At 45.7% G+C, this 18,538-nt stretch carries 18 protein-coding genes; 8 read left to right on the top strand and 10 right to left on the bottom strand.

Going from position 1 to position 18,538, the window contains the following annotated elements; all coding sequences use genetic code 11:
- From SFV55_RS04555 to SFV55_RS04570, 4 genes are all read left to right on the top strand, one after another.
- On the top strand, window positions 1-1,786 hold a 1,786-nt coding region (locus tag SFV55_RS04555), incomplete at its 5' end, for an efflux RND transporter periplasmic adaptor subunit (protein WP_320028281.1).
- 21 nt (window positions 1,787-1,807) lie between these two features.
- Complete coding sequence (locus tag SFV55_RS04560; protein ID WP_320028282.1) at window positions 1,808-2,188, top strand: heavy-metal-associated domain-containing protein; 381 nt, start codon at window positions 1,808-1,810, stop codon at window positions 2,186-2,188.
- A 108-nt stretch (window positions 2,189-2,296) separates the two neighbouring features.
- A complete protein-coding gene (locus SFV55_RS04565) occupies window positions 2,297-2,662 on the top strand; it encodes a heavy metal-binding domain-containing protein (protein WP_320028283.1) in 366 nt (121 codons plus the stop codon).
- A gap of 25 nt (window positions 2,663-2,687) precedes the next feature.
- Window positions 2,688-3,716, top strand: a complete 1,029-nt coding sequence (locus SFV55_RS04570) for a rhodanese-related sulfurtransferase (protein ID WP_320028284.1) — start codon at window positions 2,688-2,690, stop codon at window positions 3,714-3,716.
- A 111-nt stretch (window positions 3,717-3,827) separates the two neighbouring features.
- Here the strand turns inward: SFV55_RS04570 and lepA are convergent, their stop codons facing one another.
- From lepA to SFV55_RS04590, 4 genes are all read right to left on the bottom strand, one after another.
- A complete protein-coding gene (lepA, locus tag SFV55_RS04575) occupies window positions 3,828-5,621 on the bottom strand; it encodes a translation elongation factor 4 (RefSeq protein ID WP_320028285.1) in 1,794 nt (597 codons plus the stop codon).
- Window positions 5,622-5,969: 348 nt separating this feature from the next.
- On the bottom strand, window positions 5,970-6,881 hold the full coding sequence (locus SFV55_RS04580) for a UDP-2,3-diacylglucosamine diphosphatase (protein ID WP_320028286.1): 912 nt from the start codon (window positions 6,879-6,881) through the stop codon (window positions 5,970-5,972).
- A 138-nt stretch (window positions 6,882-7,019) separates the two neighbouring features.
- Complete coding sequence (locus tag SFV55_RS04585; RefSeq protein ID WP_320028287.1) at window positions 7,020-7,439, bottom strand: hypothetical protein; 420 nt, start codon at window positions 7,437-7,439, stop codon at window positions 7,020-7,022.
- A 132-nt stretch (window positions 7,440-7,571) separates the two neighbouring features.
- A complete protein-coding gene (locus SFV55_RS04590; protein ID WP_320028288.1) occupies window positions 7,572-8,435 on the bottom strand; it encodes an AraC family transcriptional regulator in 864 nt (287 codons plus the stop codon).
- 241 nt (window positions 8,436-8,676) lie between these two features.
- On the opposite strand from SFV55_RS04590, the gene SFV55_RS04595 reads away from it, so the two are divergent.
- From SFV55_RS04595 to SFV55_RS04605, 3 genes are all read left to right on the top strand, one after another.
- On the top strand, window positions 8,677-9,837 hold the full coding sequence (locus tag SFV55_RS04595) for a TIGR03364 family FAD-dependent oxidoreductase (RefSeq protein ID WP_320028289.1): 1,161 nt from the start codon (window positions 8,677-8,679) through the stop codon (window positions 9,835-9,837).
- Window positions 9,834-10,571: an HAD family hydrolase gene (locus tag SFV55_RS04600; protein ID WP_320028290.1), complete on the top strand. Its 738-nt coding sequence runs from the start codon at window positions 9,834-9,836 to the stop codon at window positions 10,569-10,571. The genes SFV55_RS04595 and SFV55_RS04600 overlap by 4 nt, the downstream gene beginning before the upstream one ends.
- A gap of 477 nt (window positions 10,572-11,048) precedes the next feature.
- On the top strand, window positions 11,049-12,593 hold the full coding sequence (locus tag SFV55_RS04605; RefSeq protein ID WP_320028291.1) for a bifunctional metallophosphatase/5'-nucleotidase: 1,545 nt from the start codon (window positions 11,049-11,051) through the stop codon (window positions 12,591-12,593).
- Between the two features lie 157 nt (window positions 12,594-12,750).
- Here SFV55_RS04605 and SFV55_RS04610 read toward each other — a convergent pair whose 3' ends face one another.
- On the bottom strand, window positions 12,751-13,992 hold the full coding sequence (locus SFV55_RS04610; protein ID WP_320028292.1) for a dipeptidase: 1,242 nt from the start codon (window positions 13,990-13,992) through the stop codon (window positions 12,751-12,753).
- Window positions 13,993-14,149: 157 nt separating this feature from the next.
- Between SFV55_RS04610 and SFV55_RS04615 the strand changes: the two genes are divergently transcribed.
- Window positions 14,150-14,539: a hypothetical protein gene (locus tag SFV55_RS04615; RefSeq protein ID WP_320028293.1), complete on the top strand. Its 390-nt coding sequence runs from the start codon at window positions 14,150-14,152 to the stop codon at window positions 14,537-14,539.
- A gap of 39 nt (window positions 14,540-14,578) precedes the next feature.
- Here SFV55_RS04615 and SFV55_RS04620 read toward each other — a convergent pair whose 3' ends face one another.
- The 5 genes from SFV55_RS04620 to SFV55_RS04640 form a co-directional block, all read right to left on the bottom strand.
- Window positions 14,579-15,541 (bottom strand): hypothetical protein, encoded by a 963-nt coding sequence (locus tag SFV55_RS04620; protein WP_320028294.1) that lies wholly within the window; start codon window positions 15,539-15,541, stop codon window positions 14,579-14,581.
- Between the two features lie 134 nt (window positions 15,542-15,675).
- Entirely contained in the window at window positions 15,676-16,026 is a 351-nt protein-coding gene (locus SFV55_RS04625) for a hypothetical protein (RefSeq protein WP_320028295.1), read from the bottom strand.
- Window positions 16,027-16,039: 13 nt separating this feature from the next.
- The gene (locus SFV55_RS04630; RefSeq protein WP_320028296.1) at window positions 16,040-16,999 is read right to left on the bottom strand and encodes an SRPBCC family protein; all 960 of its coding nucleotides are present in this window, start codon (window positions 16,997-16,999) and stop codon (window positions 16,040-16,042) included.
- An 80-nt stretch (window positions 17,000-17,079) separates the two neighbouring features.
- A complete protein-coding gene (locus SFV55_RS04635) occupies window positions 17,080-18,000 on the bottom strand; it encodes a hypothetical protein (RefSeq protein WP_320028297.1) in 921 nt (306 codons plus the stop codon).
- A gap of 35 nt (window positions 18,001-18,035) precedes the next feature.
- Window positions 18,036-18,431 carry a hypothetical protein gene (locus SFV55_RS04640; RefSeq protein WP_320028298.1) on the bottom strand — a complete coding sequence of 132 codons (396 nt, stop codon included), beginning with the start codon at window positions 18,429-18,431 and terminating at the stop codon, window positions 18,036-18,038.
- Window positions 18,432-18,538 lie beyond the last annotated feature (107 nt).

Raw genomic sequence — 18,538 nt, forward strand, 5'->3', positions numbered from 1 at the left:
AGCCTCAACTTCTCAACTCCTCAACCTCCTCAACCAAAAAAACATGAAACCAAAATATCAACTTTCACCCCGTACCTTTTTGCCTGCCGCAACCCTCCTGGTCGGTCTGGTATTGGGCTATCTCTTATTTGGGCGCAATCACCAACACGAAAGTGGTGTGGCAGGAACGGATTCAAGTGTTACTGCTACCACTTACACCTGCTCCATGCATCCCCAAATCCGCCAACAGGAGCCGGGTATTTGCCCCATTTGTGAAATGGATCTTACGCCAATGAATGCCAGCACGGGCAGCGACCCCTTGGTGATGGAAATGAGTGAAGACGCCATTCGCCTGGCTGATATCCAAACTACGGTGGTAGGGCAGGGGCAAAGCGCTGGAAAAAAATTGAGCCTCAGTGGCAAAATTCAACCCGATGAACGAGCCATTTCCACGCAGGTTGCCCACATCCCTGGCCGAATTGAGCGACTGTTCATCACTTTTACGGGAGAACAAGTGCGCAAGGGGCAAGCGGTGGCCCGTATGTATTCCCCACCTCTGGTGGCTGCGCAACAGGAATTATTGGAAGCCATTCGTTTCAAGGGCAAAAGTTCGGAATTGGCCGAAGCGGCGCGCAGCAAGTTGCGCTACTGGAAAGTGTCGGATGAATTCATCCAAAAAGTAGAAGAGGAAGGCAAAATCCAGCGCGAAATCACTCTTTATGCCGATCGCAGCGGGGTGGTGATGACCCGAAAAGTAGCCGTAGGGGATTATGTGGAAGAAGGTTCGGCGCTGTTTGAGTTGAGTAACCTCAGCCAGTTATGGGCTTTGTTTGAAGCCTATGAGACTGATTTAGCCCATATTCGGGTGGGCAATACGGTACAGTTCAGCACCCCCTCGGTGCCCAATCGTACCTTCAGCGGGCGGATTACCTTTATTGATCCCCTGATTGATGCCCAATCACGTACGGCCTCATTGAGGGCAGAAATCCAGAACCCAGGCGGCTTGCTGAAGCCGGAAATGTTCATTCAAGGTGAAGTAAATGCCAACATTGCTGGAAAAACGGCGTTGGAAGTGCCCAAAACCGCCGTTCTCTGGACGGGCAAACGCTCGGTGGTATACCTCAAAAAGGCAGATGCAGCAGTACCCAGTTTCGAATACCGCGAAATAGAATTGGGCGAATCTACCGCCAATGCCTACCTCGTGCTCAAGGGCCTGCAAGCTGGTGATGAGGTGGTAACCAATGGTGCATTTGTGATAGATGCTGCAGCCCAACTCAACAACCAGCAAAGCATGATGAACAAACTGGTGGCTAAAACGGAGGCCAAGGCCATGGAAATGCCAGATTTTAGAGCTATGGTTTCGCCTGCCTTCCGTAAGGACTTGGACGCCTTGTCTAAAACCTACTTACGGGTTAAAGATGATTTGGTCAAAACCAACGCTAAAGCCAGTTCTAAACATGCCCTGGACTTAGCCAAACAATTGGAAAAAATGCAAAACCCTAACTTGCCTGCTGAAGCCCTGGCTTTTTGGAAAACCCAATACAATGACCTACGCCAACACGTGGCCCGCATCAAAGCCAGCACCGATGTGGAAGCCCAACGGATGCAATTTGATTTTGTGTCCCAACTCCTGATCCACACCTTTAAAGTTTTTGGATCTGGAAAAGAGGCCTTATTCGTTCAACATTGCCCCATGGCCTTCAACAACCGGGGAGCAGATTGGCTCAGCAGCGAAGAAAAAATCCTCAATCCCTATTTCGGCGATGAAATGCTGAATTGTGGATTTGTCAAAGAAAACGTTCAATAACCAAATTTAAATTTTAATCCAATGAAACAACTGACTTTTCTCCTGCTCTGTTTAGGAATGCTATTGGGGGCTAGCCAAGCCTTGGCTCAAACCGTCGAAAAAGCCCAAGGTGGCCCAAATGCCGAGGTAAAAGAATCCACCTTTAAAGTGTATGGCAACTGCGGCATGTGCAAAAAACGCATTGAAACCGCGGCCAAAGAACTGCCCGGTGTAAGCAAAGCGAACTGGGACATGGATGAGAAAAAGCTTACCGTGACTTATGAAAATACCCCAGGTGCTTTGAAACAAATCAAGGAAAAAGTAGCCTCCGTAGGCCATGACACGGATGAAACCCGCGCCAAGGACAAAGTATACAAAGCGCTACATGGTTGCTGTCAGTACGATAGGCCGAACAGCAATTAAGCTTAATTGGCTTAAAACCAGCTGAATGGTGAAATTGTAGAGATTCTCTATTCACCATTCAGCTTTTATCTTTAATTTTGCGGCTCAAAAGTTATAAATCACTGTATCATGAATAAAATTTCCATGCGCATTTGCATCAGCATGTTGGTTTTGGTACTCAGTACCTGGGCTTGTGGCGGCTCGGATAAAACCGCAGATCAAACTGACGAGACTACTAAAACCGAGGCCAAAGCAGCTGCCTCAGAACCAACCGCCGATGGCGTCGAATTTACGGCCAAGTACCAGTGCCCGATGCACTGCCCCGGTAGTGGAAGTGAAAACTACGGCAGTTGTCCCGTTTGCGGCATGCGTTACATGTACAATCCCAACCTGCCTGATGCAGCAGCAATCAATAAAAAATTGTTCAAAGAAAACCCCCAAATCGACCCAGATAACCCCAAACCAGCGGCTGGACACGAAGGGCCTGGCCATTAATAGTTGAGTTTATTTTTTGATTATTATGAAGAGATTATTCAATCGCGTCAACAACCGGGAGCTAAAAAAACGTTTGGAGGAAAGCAATGAGCCAAGAACGACCTTGTCTTTCTACCAATACCATCAACTCAAAGACCCTCATACTTTTCGGGATGAGTTGTACCTCTTGTTGAGCGAATGTGGTGTGTTGGGCAGGATTTATGTGGCCAATGAAGGGATCAATGGCCAGATTTCTGTGCCTACCCAAAATTTTGAGCCCTTTAAAACCGCCCTCTACAGCATCCCTTGGCTGAATGGTATTCGTTTGAATATAGCCGTGGAAAAGGACGGTAAATCCTTTTTCAAACTGGCCATCAAAGTGCGGGAAAAAATTGTGGCGGATGGTCTGGATGATGCCACCTTTGATGTGACCAAAAGGGGTAAACACCTGCGTGCGCCAGAAGTTAATGCACTCCTGGATAAGCCAGAAACGATTGTAGTTGATATGCGCAACCATTACGAGAGTGAAGTCGGGTATTTTGAAGGGGCGATTCGCCCGGATGTGGAAACCTTCCGGGAAGCACTGCCTCTGGTTGAAGACTTACTGAAAGAAGATAAGGATAAAAATATTGTGATGTACTGCACCGGTGGAATCCGCTGCGAAAAGGCCAGCGCCTACTATCTGCACAAAGGCTTCAGTAATGTCTTTATGATCGATGGGGGTATTATTGAATACGCCCACCAATGTGAAGAGCAAGGCTTGCCCAACAAGTTCATTGGCAAAAATTTTGTTTTTGATGAACGCCTGGGCGAACGAATTTCCGAAGACGTAGTAGCCCATTGCCACCAATGCGGCCAACCTTGTGATACTCACCGCAACTGCGCAAATGACGTATGCCATGTACTCTTCATTCAGTGTGAAGATTGTGCTGCGAAATACCATGCTTGTTGTTCTCAGGAATGTGCGGACTTTAGCCAATTGCCTGTGGAGGAACAGGAAAAATTGAAGGGAACCGTGGAGTTTAATGGGACACGGTTTGGAAAGGGCAGGTACCGGGCGCTGCGAAGAACCTGAGGTCTTAAGTGCCTAAGGAGGTTTCTCAGGTGGTGAAAAAATAAAGCCTTGCGAAGCGAGGCATAATTTCACCACCTGAGAAACTTTAGACACCAAAGAGGCACCTAAGTATTAATCAGTCAATTTCAATACATCCAAAAACGCCTTTTGCGGTACCTCTACGCTACCGATCTGGCGCATCTTTTTCTTACCCTCTTTCTGCTTTTCGAGCAGTTTGCGTTTACGCGAAATATCCCCACCATAACACTTGGCTGTAACGTCTTTGCGCAAAGCAGAGATGGTTTCACGGGCGATGATTTTGGCACCAACCGCCGCCTGAATGGCGATCAAAAACTGCTGACGAGGCAGCAATTCTTTCAAACGCGAGCAGATTTTACGGCCAAAGGATTCTGCTTTGGTGCGGTGTACCAGTGCCGAAAGTGCATCCACATTTTCACCGTTCAACTTGATGTCCAGTTTGACCAGATCAGAGGCACGGTAATCGAGCATATAATAATCAAAAGAAGCATAACCCCGCGAGATAGACTTGAGGCGGTCGTAAAAGTCAAATACAATTTCCGCCAGTGGCAACTCAAAAGTCAACTCTACCCGGTAGGTGGTGAGGTAACTTTGGCGAGTCAAAATTCCCCGTTTTTCCATACACAGGGTCATGATGGTCCCAATGTATTCCGGTTTGGTGATGATTTGAGCGCGGATATAAGGTTCTTGTACCTCTTGCAAATAGTTGGGATCTGGCAGATCGGTTGGCGTGCGTACCGCGAATTTTTCCCCCTTGGTATTGGTAGCAAAATAAGACACGTTTGGTACGGTGGTGATTACTTCCATGTTGAATTCCCGCGATAGGCGCTCCTGGATGATTTCCAGGTGCAACATACCGAGGAAGCCGCAACGGAAACCGAAACCCAGTGCCACTGAAGTTTCAGGTTCGAAGACCAAAGAGGCATCGTTCAACTGCAATTTTTCCAAACTGTCGCGCAGGTCTTCAAAATCATCATTGTCGATTGGAAAAATCCCCGCGAATACCATCGGTTTTACATCCTCAAAACCGTGAATGGCTTCCGTGCAAGGATTGATGGCATTGGTAATGGTATCCCCAACTTTAATCTCGCGTGATTCTTTGATCCCAGTAATGATGTAACCTACGTTCCCGGCCTCCAGGTGAGTTTGGGGAATCAGGTTCATTTGCAGGATGCCTACCTCGTCTACTTCGTATTCTTTGCTGGTATGGAAAAAGCGAACTTTTTCTCCTTTGCGCATCCGCCCATTCAGAATACGGAAATAGGCAATTACCCCACGGAAAGAGTTAAAAACTGAGTCAAAAATCAAGGCTTGCAAGGGTGCTTCAGGATCGCCCTTGGGGGCAGGAACCCGGGCTACTACTGCATCCATAATTTCCTGAATGCCAATTCCCGTTTTACCAGAAGCCAGCAATATATCTTCTCTTTTGCAACCAATCAAATCGATGACCTGATCCGCAACTTCTTCGATCATGGCACTTTCCATGTCGATTTTGTTCAGCACAGGAATGATCTCCAGGTCGTGCTCGATGGCCAGGTACAAGTTCGAGATGGTCTGTGCTTGAATACCTTGAGTGGCATCCACGAGCAGTAGTGCACCCTCACATGCAGCAATGGAGCGAGATACTTCGTAGGAAAAATCGACGTGCCCGGGGGTATCGATCATATTAAAGGTGTAACGCTCCCCATCGCTGTGGACATACGACATCTGGATGGCGTGACTTTTGATCGTGATGCCACGTTCGCGTTCCAGGTCCATGTTGTCCAGGGTCTGAGCCACCATGTTGCGTTTATCAATGGTTTTGGTAAATTCCAACAGGCGGTCGGACAAGGTACTTTTACCGTGGTCGATATGGGCAATTACACAAAAATTTCGAATGTTCTTCATATTCCTCAAGATGCTACCTACACGAAACAAGTTTCGGGGCAATTGGATCGCAAAGTTCTAAAAAATCCGTAAACCAAACACAAACTTGTGCTTCAGAATTTTGCTGCAAAGGTAGGCTAATTAATTTTTTAAATGGTAAAAGCTTAGGGACGATTAAAAAATAAGGATTCCTTTTGCCAAAGGATTAGGTAAGAGGAAGGTTCATTTTAAATGCCTAATCTAATCTTTTGGCTCAAAAAAACGAACACTTATATTTGCCCTACTACTAAAAAAGGTACAGCACTTTAATGGCCCTGTACCCGAAACAGCTATTGAATGGTTAAAGTAAGTTGTGTAAAGGAGTAGTGCTTACCCAGCGCGCCGCCGGGTTGGTGTTTGACGGACAATTTGTTCAAACATGGCCGCAGTACTCAGTGCTTCACCGGTAATGGCTTGTTCATCTTCTTCCTCATCCAAGCCAACCGGATGAAGGGAGGAATTGGTGTTACTGACCAGAAAATCGGCCTCATTGTATTCATAAATGGACCATTCGCCCCATTTGTATTCAAGTGCGGTCAGGCTTTCAACCCAGTCTCCGGAATTGAGGTAAGTAACTTGTTTTCCCCGACGCTCCAGGGTCTTGATTTGGGGGCGGTGAATGTGGCCACAGACGACAAAGTCGTATCCTTTTTCAGCAGCCAGTTCAATGGCTTTTTCTTCAAAATCGTCAACAAATTTGATCGCTTCTTTGACGCTGTATTTGATTTTTTGAGAAAAAGACAGACGGGGCAGTCCAAAAAAGACCCGAATTTTGTTGACCCAGCGGTTGAATAAAATCAGGTAATCGTAACCTTTGCCACCCAACTTGGCGATGAAAGGAGAATATTTGATGAATATGTCAAAAATATCGCCGTGGAAGATCCAGTAAGATTTGCCTTTGATTTGTAATTCGAGGGTATCGCGCAGGTGAATGTTTCCCGAAGAAAAATTGGAGTAACGCCGCAGGGCATCGTCGTGATTGCCAGTGATGTAATAAACCTGGGTGCCTTTGGCCGCCATGCGCAAGATGCGCTGGATGATTTGAAGGTGTTCCTGAGGGAAATAGTTTTTGCGAAATTGCCACATGTCAATGAAATCACCATTCAGTACAAGGGCATTTGTTTTGATGTGTTTCAAATAATTCAGTAACTCTTTGGCGTGGCAACCATAAGTTCCAAGGTGAGTATCAGACAGTATTACAAGATCGAGTTCCTTTTTCATTTTGTACAAACGGTCGTCCATTGGATTATTTGACAAAACAAAGGTCAGTTCTCAATATTAACTGTATGTGAATATTTGATTATGAAAAGATTAAGATTTAGGAAAAATTGAGCTTGCTCCAAAATTTGCATATTTGTAAAAATTGGAGCAAGGCTGAACTCAATTGGCAGGCACCAGAATGCGGGTGAACTGTGGCCCGGGTGCAGATACCGGATCAAGGAAAATAGTATCTTGTGCAATTCGTTGAATACGTGAAACTTGTGGGCCATCTTTCAGCCGCATCACCAATTCTTTACCATTGTTCTGCACGTGCCAGTTGCCTTTTTGCAGGGTGTCATCCAGGCTGAATACAGCTGAACCATCATCGAGCAGTTCAATTTTGGCCATGCGCAGTGCCAGCATCATACTTTCCATGTAATTGCGTTGGGTGGGATCGGACTGGTTGCGCAGGTTCTCTCTTTTCATCGAATCCAGGTCGTAACGCCAACTACCAATCAATTCTTTTTTCACCTTGGGCCCTTGGCAGCCGCAAAGTAAAACCAAAAGGAGCAAAAATAGTGTACTGAGATTTCGGGACATAATAGTTCTTTTGGATGTTTTTAAAATCAGGGATTATACGGAGTTGAGAAGGTTGAGGCTGCCGCAAGTGACTCTTGCACTTCGGCTACGCTCAGTGACCGAATCGCTCGCGGCAGCCTCGACCTCCCTCAACTATTCAACTATTTGCCGCAGGTTTTGGCGGAATGCCCGGGGGCTGGTTCCTACCACCAAACGGAACTGTTTATTGAAATGCGAGAGGTTATTAAAACCGCTATCGTAACTGACCGCAGCAATACTCAAATGCTCGTTGGCCAACAACCGACAAGCATGAGCCACCCTTACTTCGTTGACAAAATGGGTGAAAGTTTTACCCGTCAATCGTTTGAAGTAGCGACAAAATGCAGGTACAGTCATATTTACTCGACGGGAAACTTCGTCCAGAGTCACTTCTTGTTGAAAATTAGCTTCCACATATTCGTATACTTCCTGAATGCGCTCCAAATGCTGAGCCTGCACATCAAAAGCAAAACCATCGGCATTTAGGGAGCTGAATTCTTCGGTTTTTCCCAATTCACGCAGTACTTTAAGCAGCTCCACCAAGCGGTCGAAAGGCTCCATATGTGCCATGGCCCGCAGTTGGGCGCCTGCCCATTCGCGCGTTTTGCCGTGAAAAATAATGCCTTTGCGCGAACGTTCAAACAAGTGGAGCACCTCACGCATTTCGGGAGCCTTGAGAAAATCTTTTCCCAAAAAGTCCTCCTTCATTTGTACTACGATTTCAACCTGGTCCTTAAAATGCCCTTCCGTAAAGCCGAGGTGTGGCAAATTAGGCCCGAGAAAAATCAGGTCTCCGTCTTCGTAATAGGAAATGTGATTGCCAATATGGCGCTTGCCCTTTCCTTTGGAAATGTAGACAATTTCGTACTCGGGGTGAAAATGCCAAAAGGGCTTATAAACTGGATCCAGATCTGTGAATTCCCGGATTGCAAAGGAACTTCCGAATACTGGATCAATTTTTTCTAACAATGGTTTCATAGTCGGTTCTTCAACTAAAACTAAATTAACTTCTTTTGGACGAAAAAATTGCCATAAAGTCAAATTTGCATCAAAAGTAACGCCTTTTTTCTCTTAAAAGTTGCCTGATAATGTCGGATTGGTGTAAAAATTAACCCATACTTTGCTTAGATTTAAAATAGAAATAGGCCGGATTTTCAAGAACCGGGCTACCTTTGGAGACTTTTACTATTAGGCAAAAAAGTTAATTCTAATCAAATTCATGGTCAAATCAACTGATTTACTGGTTGTTGGCGCAGGTATACTGGGAACTGGACATGCCTTGCAAGCCCTGCGCAGAGGCTACTCGGTGACCTTAACCGAAAAAGACAATGCCCCACAAGAAGCAACAGTGCGTAATTTTGGACAGGCAGTTATTTCTGGATTGCCAGCTGGCAAATGGCAACAATATGGACTAGACAGTTTAGCGCTGTATCAAAGCGTCCAGGCGGAATTTGATCTGGGCCTGCGCAACAACGGATCCTATTATATTGCTTCCAACCCAGGGGAATTACAGTTGATTGAAGAACTTTACCAGATCAACCTACAGAACAATTATCCTTGTCAATGGCTCAGTAAAGCGGAGTGTTTGCAACGTTTGGCCCCATTGCGGGAAGACTATTGCCTGGCAGCCCTTTATTTTCCGCTGGAGCTCAGCATTGAGCCTCGCACCATGATCCACCGTTTGTTGGAGTACCTGAAAAAAAAATACCCCGATACCTTTACTTATTTACCCAACACTCCGGTTGTGGGATGTACATCGAAGAACGGATTGGCAACCGCAGAAACCAGCACAGGACTATATTTGCAGGCAGAAAAGATCATCATTTGTTCCGGCCGCGAATTTCGATTCCTATATCCTGAACTTTTCCGCAGCAGCAATCTGGTGGTATCCAAGCTACAAATGATGCAAACCAGCCCTATGCCAGAAGTTATTTTACCGGGCAATATCCTGACTGGTTTATCGATCCGGCGATATGAAAGTTTTCAGCAATGCCCTTCCTGGGCCACTAAAGACGATAGCGTCTATGCCAAAGCATTGCTGGACTACGGCATCCATATCCTTTTTAAACAAGCCATTGATGGTTCCATCATCATTGGGGATTCCCATGAATATGCTCCGGCAGCCCAGGCTGATCAACTGGGTTTTGACACCAATCAGGAAATTAACGAACTCATTCTGGAAGAAGCTCAACGCATTCTGAATTTGCCAAACTGGAACATTCAACAATATTGGAACGGGTACTACGCTCAGGTCAAAGGGGCGGATTTGTTTCATCACCACATTGATGAACACATTCAAATCGTCACTGGAATTGGGGGCAAGGGAATGACTTCAGGAATCGGTTTGGCAGGTGCCATCATTCAACAAACTTGGTCATGATGAAAGATAAAATCAAACTGGTTGCTTTTGACATGGCGGGCACTACCGTTCGCGACGAACACGAAGTGGAACACTGCTTTCGGCAAGCTGCCCTGCAAACTGGCCTGGAAATGAGTGAGGCCGAAATTTTGGCCGTACAAGGCTGGGGCAAACGTTTTGTTTTTGAAACCTATTGGGAGCGGCAACTGGGCCAACGCGACGAGCAGTGGTTAATGAAAGTTGATCATTCTTTCTTGACTTTCACCCAAATTCTTGAAAACCATTACACTACTCAGCCTATTGAACCAACCGAAGGAGCTCTGGAGGTGTTTGCATTTTTACGCGAACAGGGCATTAAAATAGCTTTGACCACTGGGTTTTATCGCAAAGTAACCGATATTATTTTGCAGCGTTTGGGCTGGCTACAAGGACTAAATGAGGACTATCTCAATGTGAAGGGCAATGCCATTATTGATTGCTCCATCTCGAGTGATCAGGTTGCCAGTGGAAGGCCTGCCCCCGATATGATCTTTCTTGCCATGAATTTGCTGAAAATTGAATCTGCGAAAAATGTAATTTCAGTAGGGGACACTCCTTCCGATATCCAGGCGGGCCAGAATGCCCAGCTTGAACACTGCTTGGCTGTAGCCAACGGAACCCATCCCATCGATTTGTTAACTCCACACCAACCGACAAAAATATTGGGCACACTTCGGGATTTGACCACTTATTTGCAGGAAAATGACCTATGTTAATTTTTTTCTAAAAAAAATTTAGTTGTTTCCGAAAACTATTTAGTTTTGCACCGCACTAATTGCGAAAAGTTGCATGTAGTTCAAAAAAGTGCAAGGTTTTTTGCCTTTTTATGCAAGTTTTAGACAAGGTAGACCTTTTTTGTGCAAAAAAATTAACTTACTTTGTTTTTTGTTTGCATCTTAGAAAGATTAAGCCTATATTTGCTTCGTGATTCTTCTGCCTTAATTCGATCCTAATTTCAATTTAGGCGAAATCAACAACAAAAAAATTGTTATTGATTTCGAGAATTTCGAAGAAGAACATTAACTGGGGTTTAGTTTTACTTAGGGCCGGGGAACTTATTGATCCTCGGTCTTTTTTATTTGTGAAAAAATCCTTTACTGGGGTTTAGTTTATTATTTTTATCCATGTTTTTCGTGGATTAAATAGGACTCCTGCCTATTTTTTTCTTCTCTTTTTTAGCCTAAAATCTTTTTATGAAAAAGTTCCAACCTCTAGGGCTCTTGCTCCTCTTGTTCCTGTTAGGAAGTTGTGCGGTAAAAGTTCCACAACAGCGCATACCACAGCCCATCGATTTCATCATCCTTCAACTCAATGACGTTTATGAGATCGCCCCACTGGAAGGTGGCAATGCGGGTGGTTTGGCAAGGGTTGCCAGCATTCGGAAGGAATTGCTTAAAGAAAACCCCAACGTAGTTACGGTTATTGCTGGCGACTTCCTTTCTCCCAGCCTTACTGCCAACCTCAAACTGGAAACTGGCGAAAAAATAGCTGGATTGCAAATGATTGAAACCCTGAATGCCATGGGGCTGGACTACGCCACATTTGGCAATCACGAGTTCGACGAAAGGGACTCTGCCCTGGTACAAAAACGCTTCAACCAATGCGGATTCCGTTTTGTGAGCGCGAATGTGCGGCGGGTCTACACAGGCGGTGCCATTGCACCCTTCAAACAAACCGTCAAGGGAAAAACCGAACTCGTTCCCGATTTTATCAATCATACGTTCAAAAACAGTGCGGGAGACTCCATGAAGTTGGCCTTCACCGGGGTTTTATTGCCCTTTACCAAACGACCCTATGTGCATTATTTGCCAGTGGAAGAAAATTTTCGCCGGGTTGTTGCCCAAGCCAAAACCCAGAGTGATGTAGTGGTAGCACTGACTCATCTTGCCGCTGCGGACGATCGGGCTCTGGCGGCAGCAGTGCCGGGTGTACCCCTCTTCATTGGTGGTCACGACCACGACCATCAGGATCACTACGTAGACAATACCATCATCACCAAAGCGGATGCCAACGCTAAAACGGTATACATTCACCGTTGCAGATTTGATCCCCACTCGAAATTGGTGCGGATTCAGTCCTCACTTAAATATGTCAATGCCTCCATTCCTTCTGATCCTGCAACTGAGGCTGTAGTAAACAAATGGGTTTCCAAGGTGGACCAGACCCTGCGCAACAATGGTTACCAACCGGAGCAAAAAATTGCTACCCTGCGCGAGCCCCTGGAATGTAAAGAAACCGATATTCGCAGTCGCCAAACCAATTTTGGTGCCATAACTACCCAAGCCATGGAATACGCCATGCCGGGTGCTGATGCTTATTTGATCAACTCGGGCTCTATGCGGATGGATGATAACCTGGCTGGTACCATGACAGTATATGACGTGGTACGCTCTTTCCCATTTGGAGGGGGTTTTGCCCGACAGGAAATTCCAGGATCAGAATTGAAAAACTTGCTGGACAATGGCCTGAAAAAGAACAAAACCGAAGGCGGGTACCTGCAAGTCAGCCACATCAGTGAGGTGAACGGTGCCTGGCAGATCAACGGCAAACCCATTGACGATAAACAAATCTACAAACTGGTCATCTCTTCCTTTGTGGCAGCAGGCAGTGAGGCGAACCTGGGTTTTATGGGCAAATACAAAGCGGATGAACCCAAAATGCTGACCACCACGAAAGGCAAACAAATCAAAAACGATGTGCGGGATGTGGTGATAGAGTACATGTCGACGGCATATTAGTTCAATAACCCAAATTTGGGGTGGTCATTTCAAGCACAAAGTGCCTTGATTTTCATCAAGGCACTTTGCATTTTTACAGCATGGAAATTGTAATAAAGGTCAAGCAATCTTTGGGACTCGGTTTAGGCCGGGTCTTTTTTGTTTCAAACGTGTTTAATCAACTTTTACTCGCTGCTTTCTCTACCGCCTTCCATACACGCAGTACGTTTTTGGAGCAAATTTTGGCGATGTCTTCTTCGCTGTATCCACGTTTCAATAATTCAAAAATGAGGTTGGGGTATTGGGATACGTCTTTGAGCCCGGTGGGGAGGGAATCGCCCACTCCATCAAAGTCAGAACCAATACCAACATGGTCAATACCAATTAGTTTCACCACATGATCAATGTGATCGGCTACCGTTTTTACATCGGCGTACAATTTTGGGTTCTTTTTGCCAAATTCCTCGATGAGGGGTTTAGCCGCAGCGTCAGAATCTTTAAGGCCCGCTTTTTTGAGGATCTCGTTGAGTTCATCGCGTTTTTTGTTGTTGTATTCCGGGATTTTGGAGTCCAAAAAGGTGGAGCCAAAATTGATCTGGATGACGCCACCATTTTTGGCCAAAGCCTTTAGTTGATCATCACTCATGTTGCGCTGCCAGCCTGGTGTGAACTTGCGGCAAGAAGAGTGAGAGGCGATGACCGGGACCTTGGTGAGTTTGACCACGTCAAAAAACGCACTATCTGAAATGTGCGACACGTCAACCATGATGCCAACCCGGTTCATTTCCTGAACCACTTTTTCACCAAAAGGGCTCAGTCCATTCCAGGTACTCGTGGTGTCGTAAGAAGAATCACAAATCTGGTTGTCCTTGCCGTGCGTGAGGGTGATGTAGCGAATACCCCGGCGGTGAAAGTAGGCGACATTGGCTATGTCGTCCATCACCGGAGCGCCGTTTTCCATACCCATAGGCATGGAAATTAAGCCTTGTTTAAAATTAGCCTCCACTTCAGCAGGAGAGAGGGCAATCTTAAACTTGTCGGGAATCTCGCGGGCAATGCCACTCACCATATCGATCAGGGAATCGGCCAACAACTTGGCTTTGCCATTGAGCTGGTAAGACGAAGGGACATAAATCGACATGAAGGGGCAACTCAGGCCACCTTTTTTGGCGCGCACATAATCGAAGTCTCCTTCCTTGGTTTCTACCGGAATCCCGATGTATTGGCGGGTCAGCTGGAAATTGGTCACCTTGAGCCGGAAAGGCAAATCTACATGTCCATCGATGATGATGTACTTGTGGGCCAATTGGTCGGCCAAAGCACGGGTGGCTTCATCCGATTGGTTTTTAAGGGCTACCTTGGGTGAACAACTCCAGCTCAGCACCAATAGTAGGCATAGGTAGGGCAATTTTTTGAGCATGACTACAAAATTTTAAAACAAAGTAGTTGGTATTAAAAATAGTTCAAGTTGGAAATGTAGATACTTTTCGGCGTTTTTGCGTCAAAATCGGTACGAGTTCTTTTATTTTACATGCAAGAAAAACGCAACTGTTCAATCATAATCTAAAGTGTGAACCATGTTTGGAAAAATCCTAGTCCCAAGCCTTTGTATTTTGTTTTTTGGCCTAAAAGCTTTTGCACAAAGTCCAGTCAAAGCGAAACCAGTCTACTGCGACAACTTACCCAGTGCTTATGATGCCAAGCCCAAGCCGAAAGCCTTGCCCGTGTTTAATACCAAACCGGGATTGGAATACCGGGTGCAAGTGGCCGTACTCAAAGATACCGACCCTCGCAATTACCATTTTCACAATAGCCTGGCGGCCCGTTATCAGCCCTGTGAGCAGGTATGGATTGTGGAGTCTAAAAAGACGTTTAAGAGTAGAGCCGAGGCGGAGCGCTTGAAGGCGGAATTGGAAAGATTGGGATATCCGGGGAGTTACATTACAACCATTGTGTCGTATGAATAAAAAGAAGGTTCCAGGGTTCGTTTCAACCCTGGAACCGGATTATTTGCCCACAAAAACAGGGCCTAGCTGTGATTTATAAGTGGTATCCGTGAGCTGTTTCTGTGCTTTGGTTTTCCAATTCATCAAGGTAATGTGGTACTGGGTTTCGGCATTGTCAGAGTTGTTGAACACCAACCATTGGCCATCTGGGCTCCAGTCGTGCCAGCCATCAGAATCGGGATTGTCCAGCAGCTTCCATTGTTTTTTGCCATCTGGGGTGACGGCAAAAATACTGTTCCGGCCATCCTGCTTGGAAACGTAGGTGATGAAGTTCTCCGTAGGATGCCAGCGCGCCGAACCTGCCCGATAGCCATAATCTTTGGCCGATGGGTTGTCTTCGGGATAATAGGTGAGTTGCGTCATAGGACCACCATCCACGTTCATCAGGTACAATTCTTCGTGGGTCGATTTGTCCCGGCGGTTCTTTTTGTAGCTGAAGACGATTTTTTTGCCATCTGGTGAAAAACAGGGATCGCTATACATGGCTGCGGTATCTGTGGTGATCTGGCGGTATGCTCCGGTGCTGGTGTTGAGGATAAAAAACTGATAACGAATCGCCTTGCCGATTCTACCCGTTACAATCATTTCTTTGCCTTTGTTGCGCGTACTCATCCAGCTATCTTCCAGACGCAAGTCGCTGATTTTTTTAACCTTATTTCCCTGCGGGTCGCATTCATACAGGAAGAAACAGCGGTAGGATGTATCCCGGTCGCTGATGAAAAAAAGCCGGTTTTGGTAGGCGTGGTAGGTCCAGGCCACATCTGGGTGATTGGAGATGTTTTTTTTGTCCGAACCATCCATGTTCATCCGCATGATCTCCCAGTCGTCTTTATTTTTGTCGGGGAGATGGATGTTGTAGGCAATGCTGTAGGATTTTTCTGAGGCGGCCTGTTTCACGCTGGATTTTGAATTGGCGCAGCCCATTAGAATGAGTAGGACTCCAATGCCGAGTAGTTTTTCCATTGATGTACGTTCTTTGCAAGTTTCCAATTTTTGAAGTCAATAGGGAATCCGGGGGACTTTTCAAATAAGGGATAAGGCCTACCCTGTCAAAAAGATAGCTAACCGGATTTTATATGACTTTGTGAGGGGGCGACTTACTGCTGCCGACTCATATCAAGAATCGCCGCATATACTATCAGCCCCAGGATCAACCCGAAAATCAAAATATTCAACACGGCACCTATTGCTTTCAGGTAGGGCAGTTTTTCTTTTTTGACGATGCTGGTGATGGCAAAAACAAGACCAGCAAGGCAGGTCAGTTGAAATCCCCTGATCAACATCATTGGTGGACGCCACAAAAGCATTGCATTTTCGCGGTATAAAATCAGGAGCATTAAAATGGTGCCTAGCACAATGGTCAGCATGGCAAAGGAAAAAGACAAGATTGAAAATACCTTTCCGCCCAATGGTTTGTCAGCTTCGACTTCGTCAAGTACTTCACGCATCAGTTCCTGGTTTTTATTGCTGCTCTGAATTTTTTTTGATGTGGGTTAAAACCCGCTGGTGGATCGCATGGACAATCTGGTCGCTCCACAACTGCCAATAAAATGCGGGTTTGATGCGGTGGTGGTACCAGGTTGTTCCTTCCAGCAGGGTTTTGCCATTGGGCAAGGCCGTCAATTTAAACTGCCCTTGTTTGGATACAAAAAAATCGTGCAGGTGGGGGGCATCGATGTCCCAAAAGCTCAACTCTTTCATCGGCTCAGGTTGGTCGAGTACATCGAATTTTAAAAGCCGGGGCTCATCCCAAACGGTGATGGGTTCTACAAAACTTCCGGTGGTGAAATTGCAGTGCCGGATTGCACCGACTCCCGTACCTTCTATTTTGGCATTAATGGGGTAGGCAATCCCGGTTTTAAAAATGAATTCGCTGGGTTCTTCCAGTTGTGGAAATTCAACTACGTTTTTCCAGACGGTTTGAGGATCGGCGTCTATTTCAATGGAGCTGACCACGGTAGTCAGTTTGATGTCTTGTTCTTTTTCTACAAAAGCTAAACCGGGAATGGCACAGAGCAGGGCCAACATCGCTGTTGGTGCATTGCCCGGTGTGTTTTTGGTGATGGCGTAGCCGATCAGGCTGCCAATCCAGGTGAAAAACAAGCCGATTGGAGCAGCCATGGCAACACACAGTAAACCTTCAATGGCGAAAATGATTAAGGCAAGGGTAAAAACCAAAAGGCTCAGTAAGGCTAGGTTCCTGGCTTCTGCACTACTTATTTCTTTTTTTATGCCGTATAAAATGCACGGCGCTGCACCTATAAATAAGGGGGTCAACATGAATAAGGCCAGGCCGTATTCCCCAATTTGATAAATGCCCCAGAGGGACAATAGCCCTGCTAATAAGACGGTTACGCCAATGGCGAGGGCCTTGAGGGCTAGGTCATTTTCAGGGAGGACTTTTTCAATAAGCTGGCGCATGGAGGAGGAGGTTTTAGGGTTATTGTATGGGTGTAGTGGTGAAAGTAGGGAATTTGCTTCAGTTTTTAGGGTGTTCTAGATTATTCAGACGGAATTTTTTGCTGAGTCATGTATTTACCTTCTTTATATTCAAATCGTACCTTCTGGTTCAAAAGTATTGATTCAGTGCCACTCTTGCTAAGTGTAGTGCCTTGAAAATGCATTACCATGTTGGGATATTCTCCTGCTTTACGCCAATCGAAATATACGGGTGCTGTATAGGAGTATGCTTTGGTGAACATTCCATCGGGTTCGGCGTTGGCCCAGTTATTTGAAGAAAAAGTGATGGGTTTATCTAATACTTCCTTAAAAATTCCTTTTTCGTAAAGCACCAGCGTGAAAAAACGGAATTCGACACCTTGCCATATGCTACCTCTTTTTAGCACAATAGCATAACGTCCCTTACCGATCGGGTTAATCTCTATCTGATCTACTGGATAACCCGTAGTGCCCAACACGGCAATGTCATTTTCCCAGACTTCCAATTTCCACTCGTTAGCTTCCTCGGAAAAAACCGCTGCACCGCTCACTCCTGCGCAAACATGGCAACTTATTCCTTCGCCACTCAGGATGACTAATTTTTTTTCAACTCCTGCTTCTTCAATGTCATAAATGGATTCCACAAAATAATGAGTGAAGCCCTCACGACCTAAATTGGCCCAATTTTTGGCAGAAAATGTTGTAGAATCCAAGCTTGCGTTAGCGTAAAAGCTATCATAATTTTTGATATAACCTACCTCTTTTTTTTGGGCTACATTGCCAAAGATTAACTTTAAGATGAGGCTATCCGTTAGTTCTTGAGTTGTACTTGGCTGGGCGTTGGGGACTTTAGATTGAGAGACAGCACGGTCCGTACAAGTGCTGAACAGACTACAAAATGCCATTAATAAGGACATCAACCTAATTCTTCTGCATTTGGGGCAATTCAGCAATTGTTGCCTCTCTTTTCTATTTGTACTCATCAGTGTTTATGGTTTATTGTGGACTTTTTACCCAATCACTCTCTTGATTTTTTTAACAGACCTCGCCTTTCCTGCAATCTATCTAACGCAGCAGCATTTAATTTTTTGCATTCCCAATCAATCATTTCAGGCGTAACTACCCGAATCATAAAATCAATCACTTTGAGGTCTCCACCAAGGCATCCCTCAATATAGTAAATCAACTGCTCATCAGCAGCATGCGCCATCAATACAGCTTCCAACTTTTCGAATTCCCTTTTGGCCAAAGCCCAAAACGCATAAACTCGAACGGCAGGATTGGGGTGCTCGACCAACTCAAGCAATTCATTTAAAGTCGCTTTTTTAACCAATCCCTCAAATCGGCGATATTGCAGGGTTTTTTCACCCGCGACACTTATCGCAGCATTGTGTACTTCATTCTCCTTGGCCATGTCTTTGGCGATTTGGAGGATGGATTTGCTGATTTTTTGTGGGGCGTAGGTGGATTTTGGGCTTTGCGCGGGGAGGAGCAGGGGTAAGACTATGAGAGATAAAAATA

It is taken from the genome of Haliscomenobacter sp. (assembly GCF_033763495.1).
Lineage (GTDB): Bacteria > Bacteroidota > Bacteroidia > Chitinophagales > Saprospiraceae > Haliscomenobacter.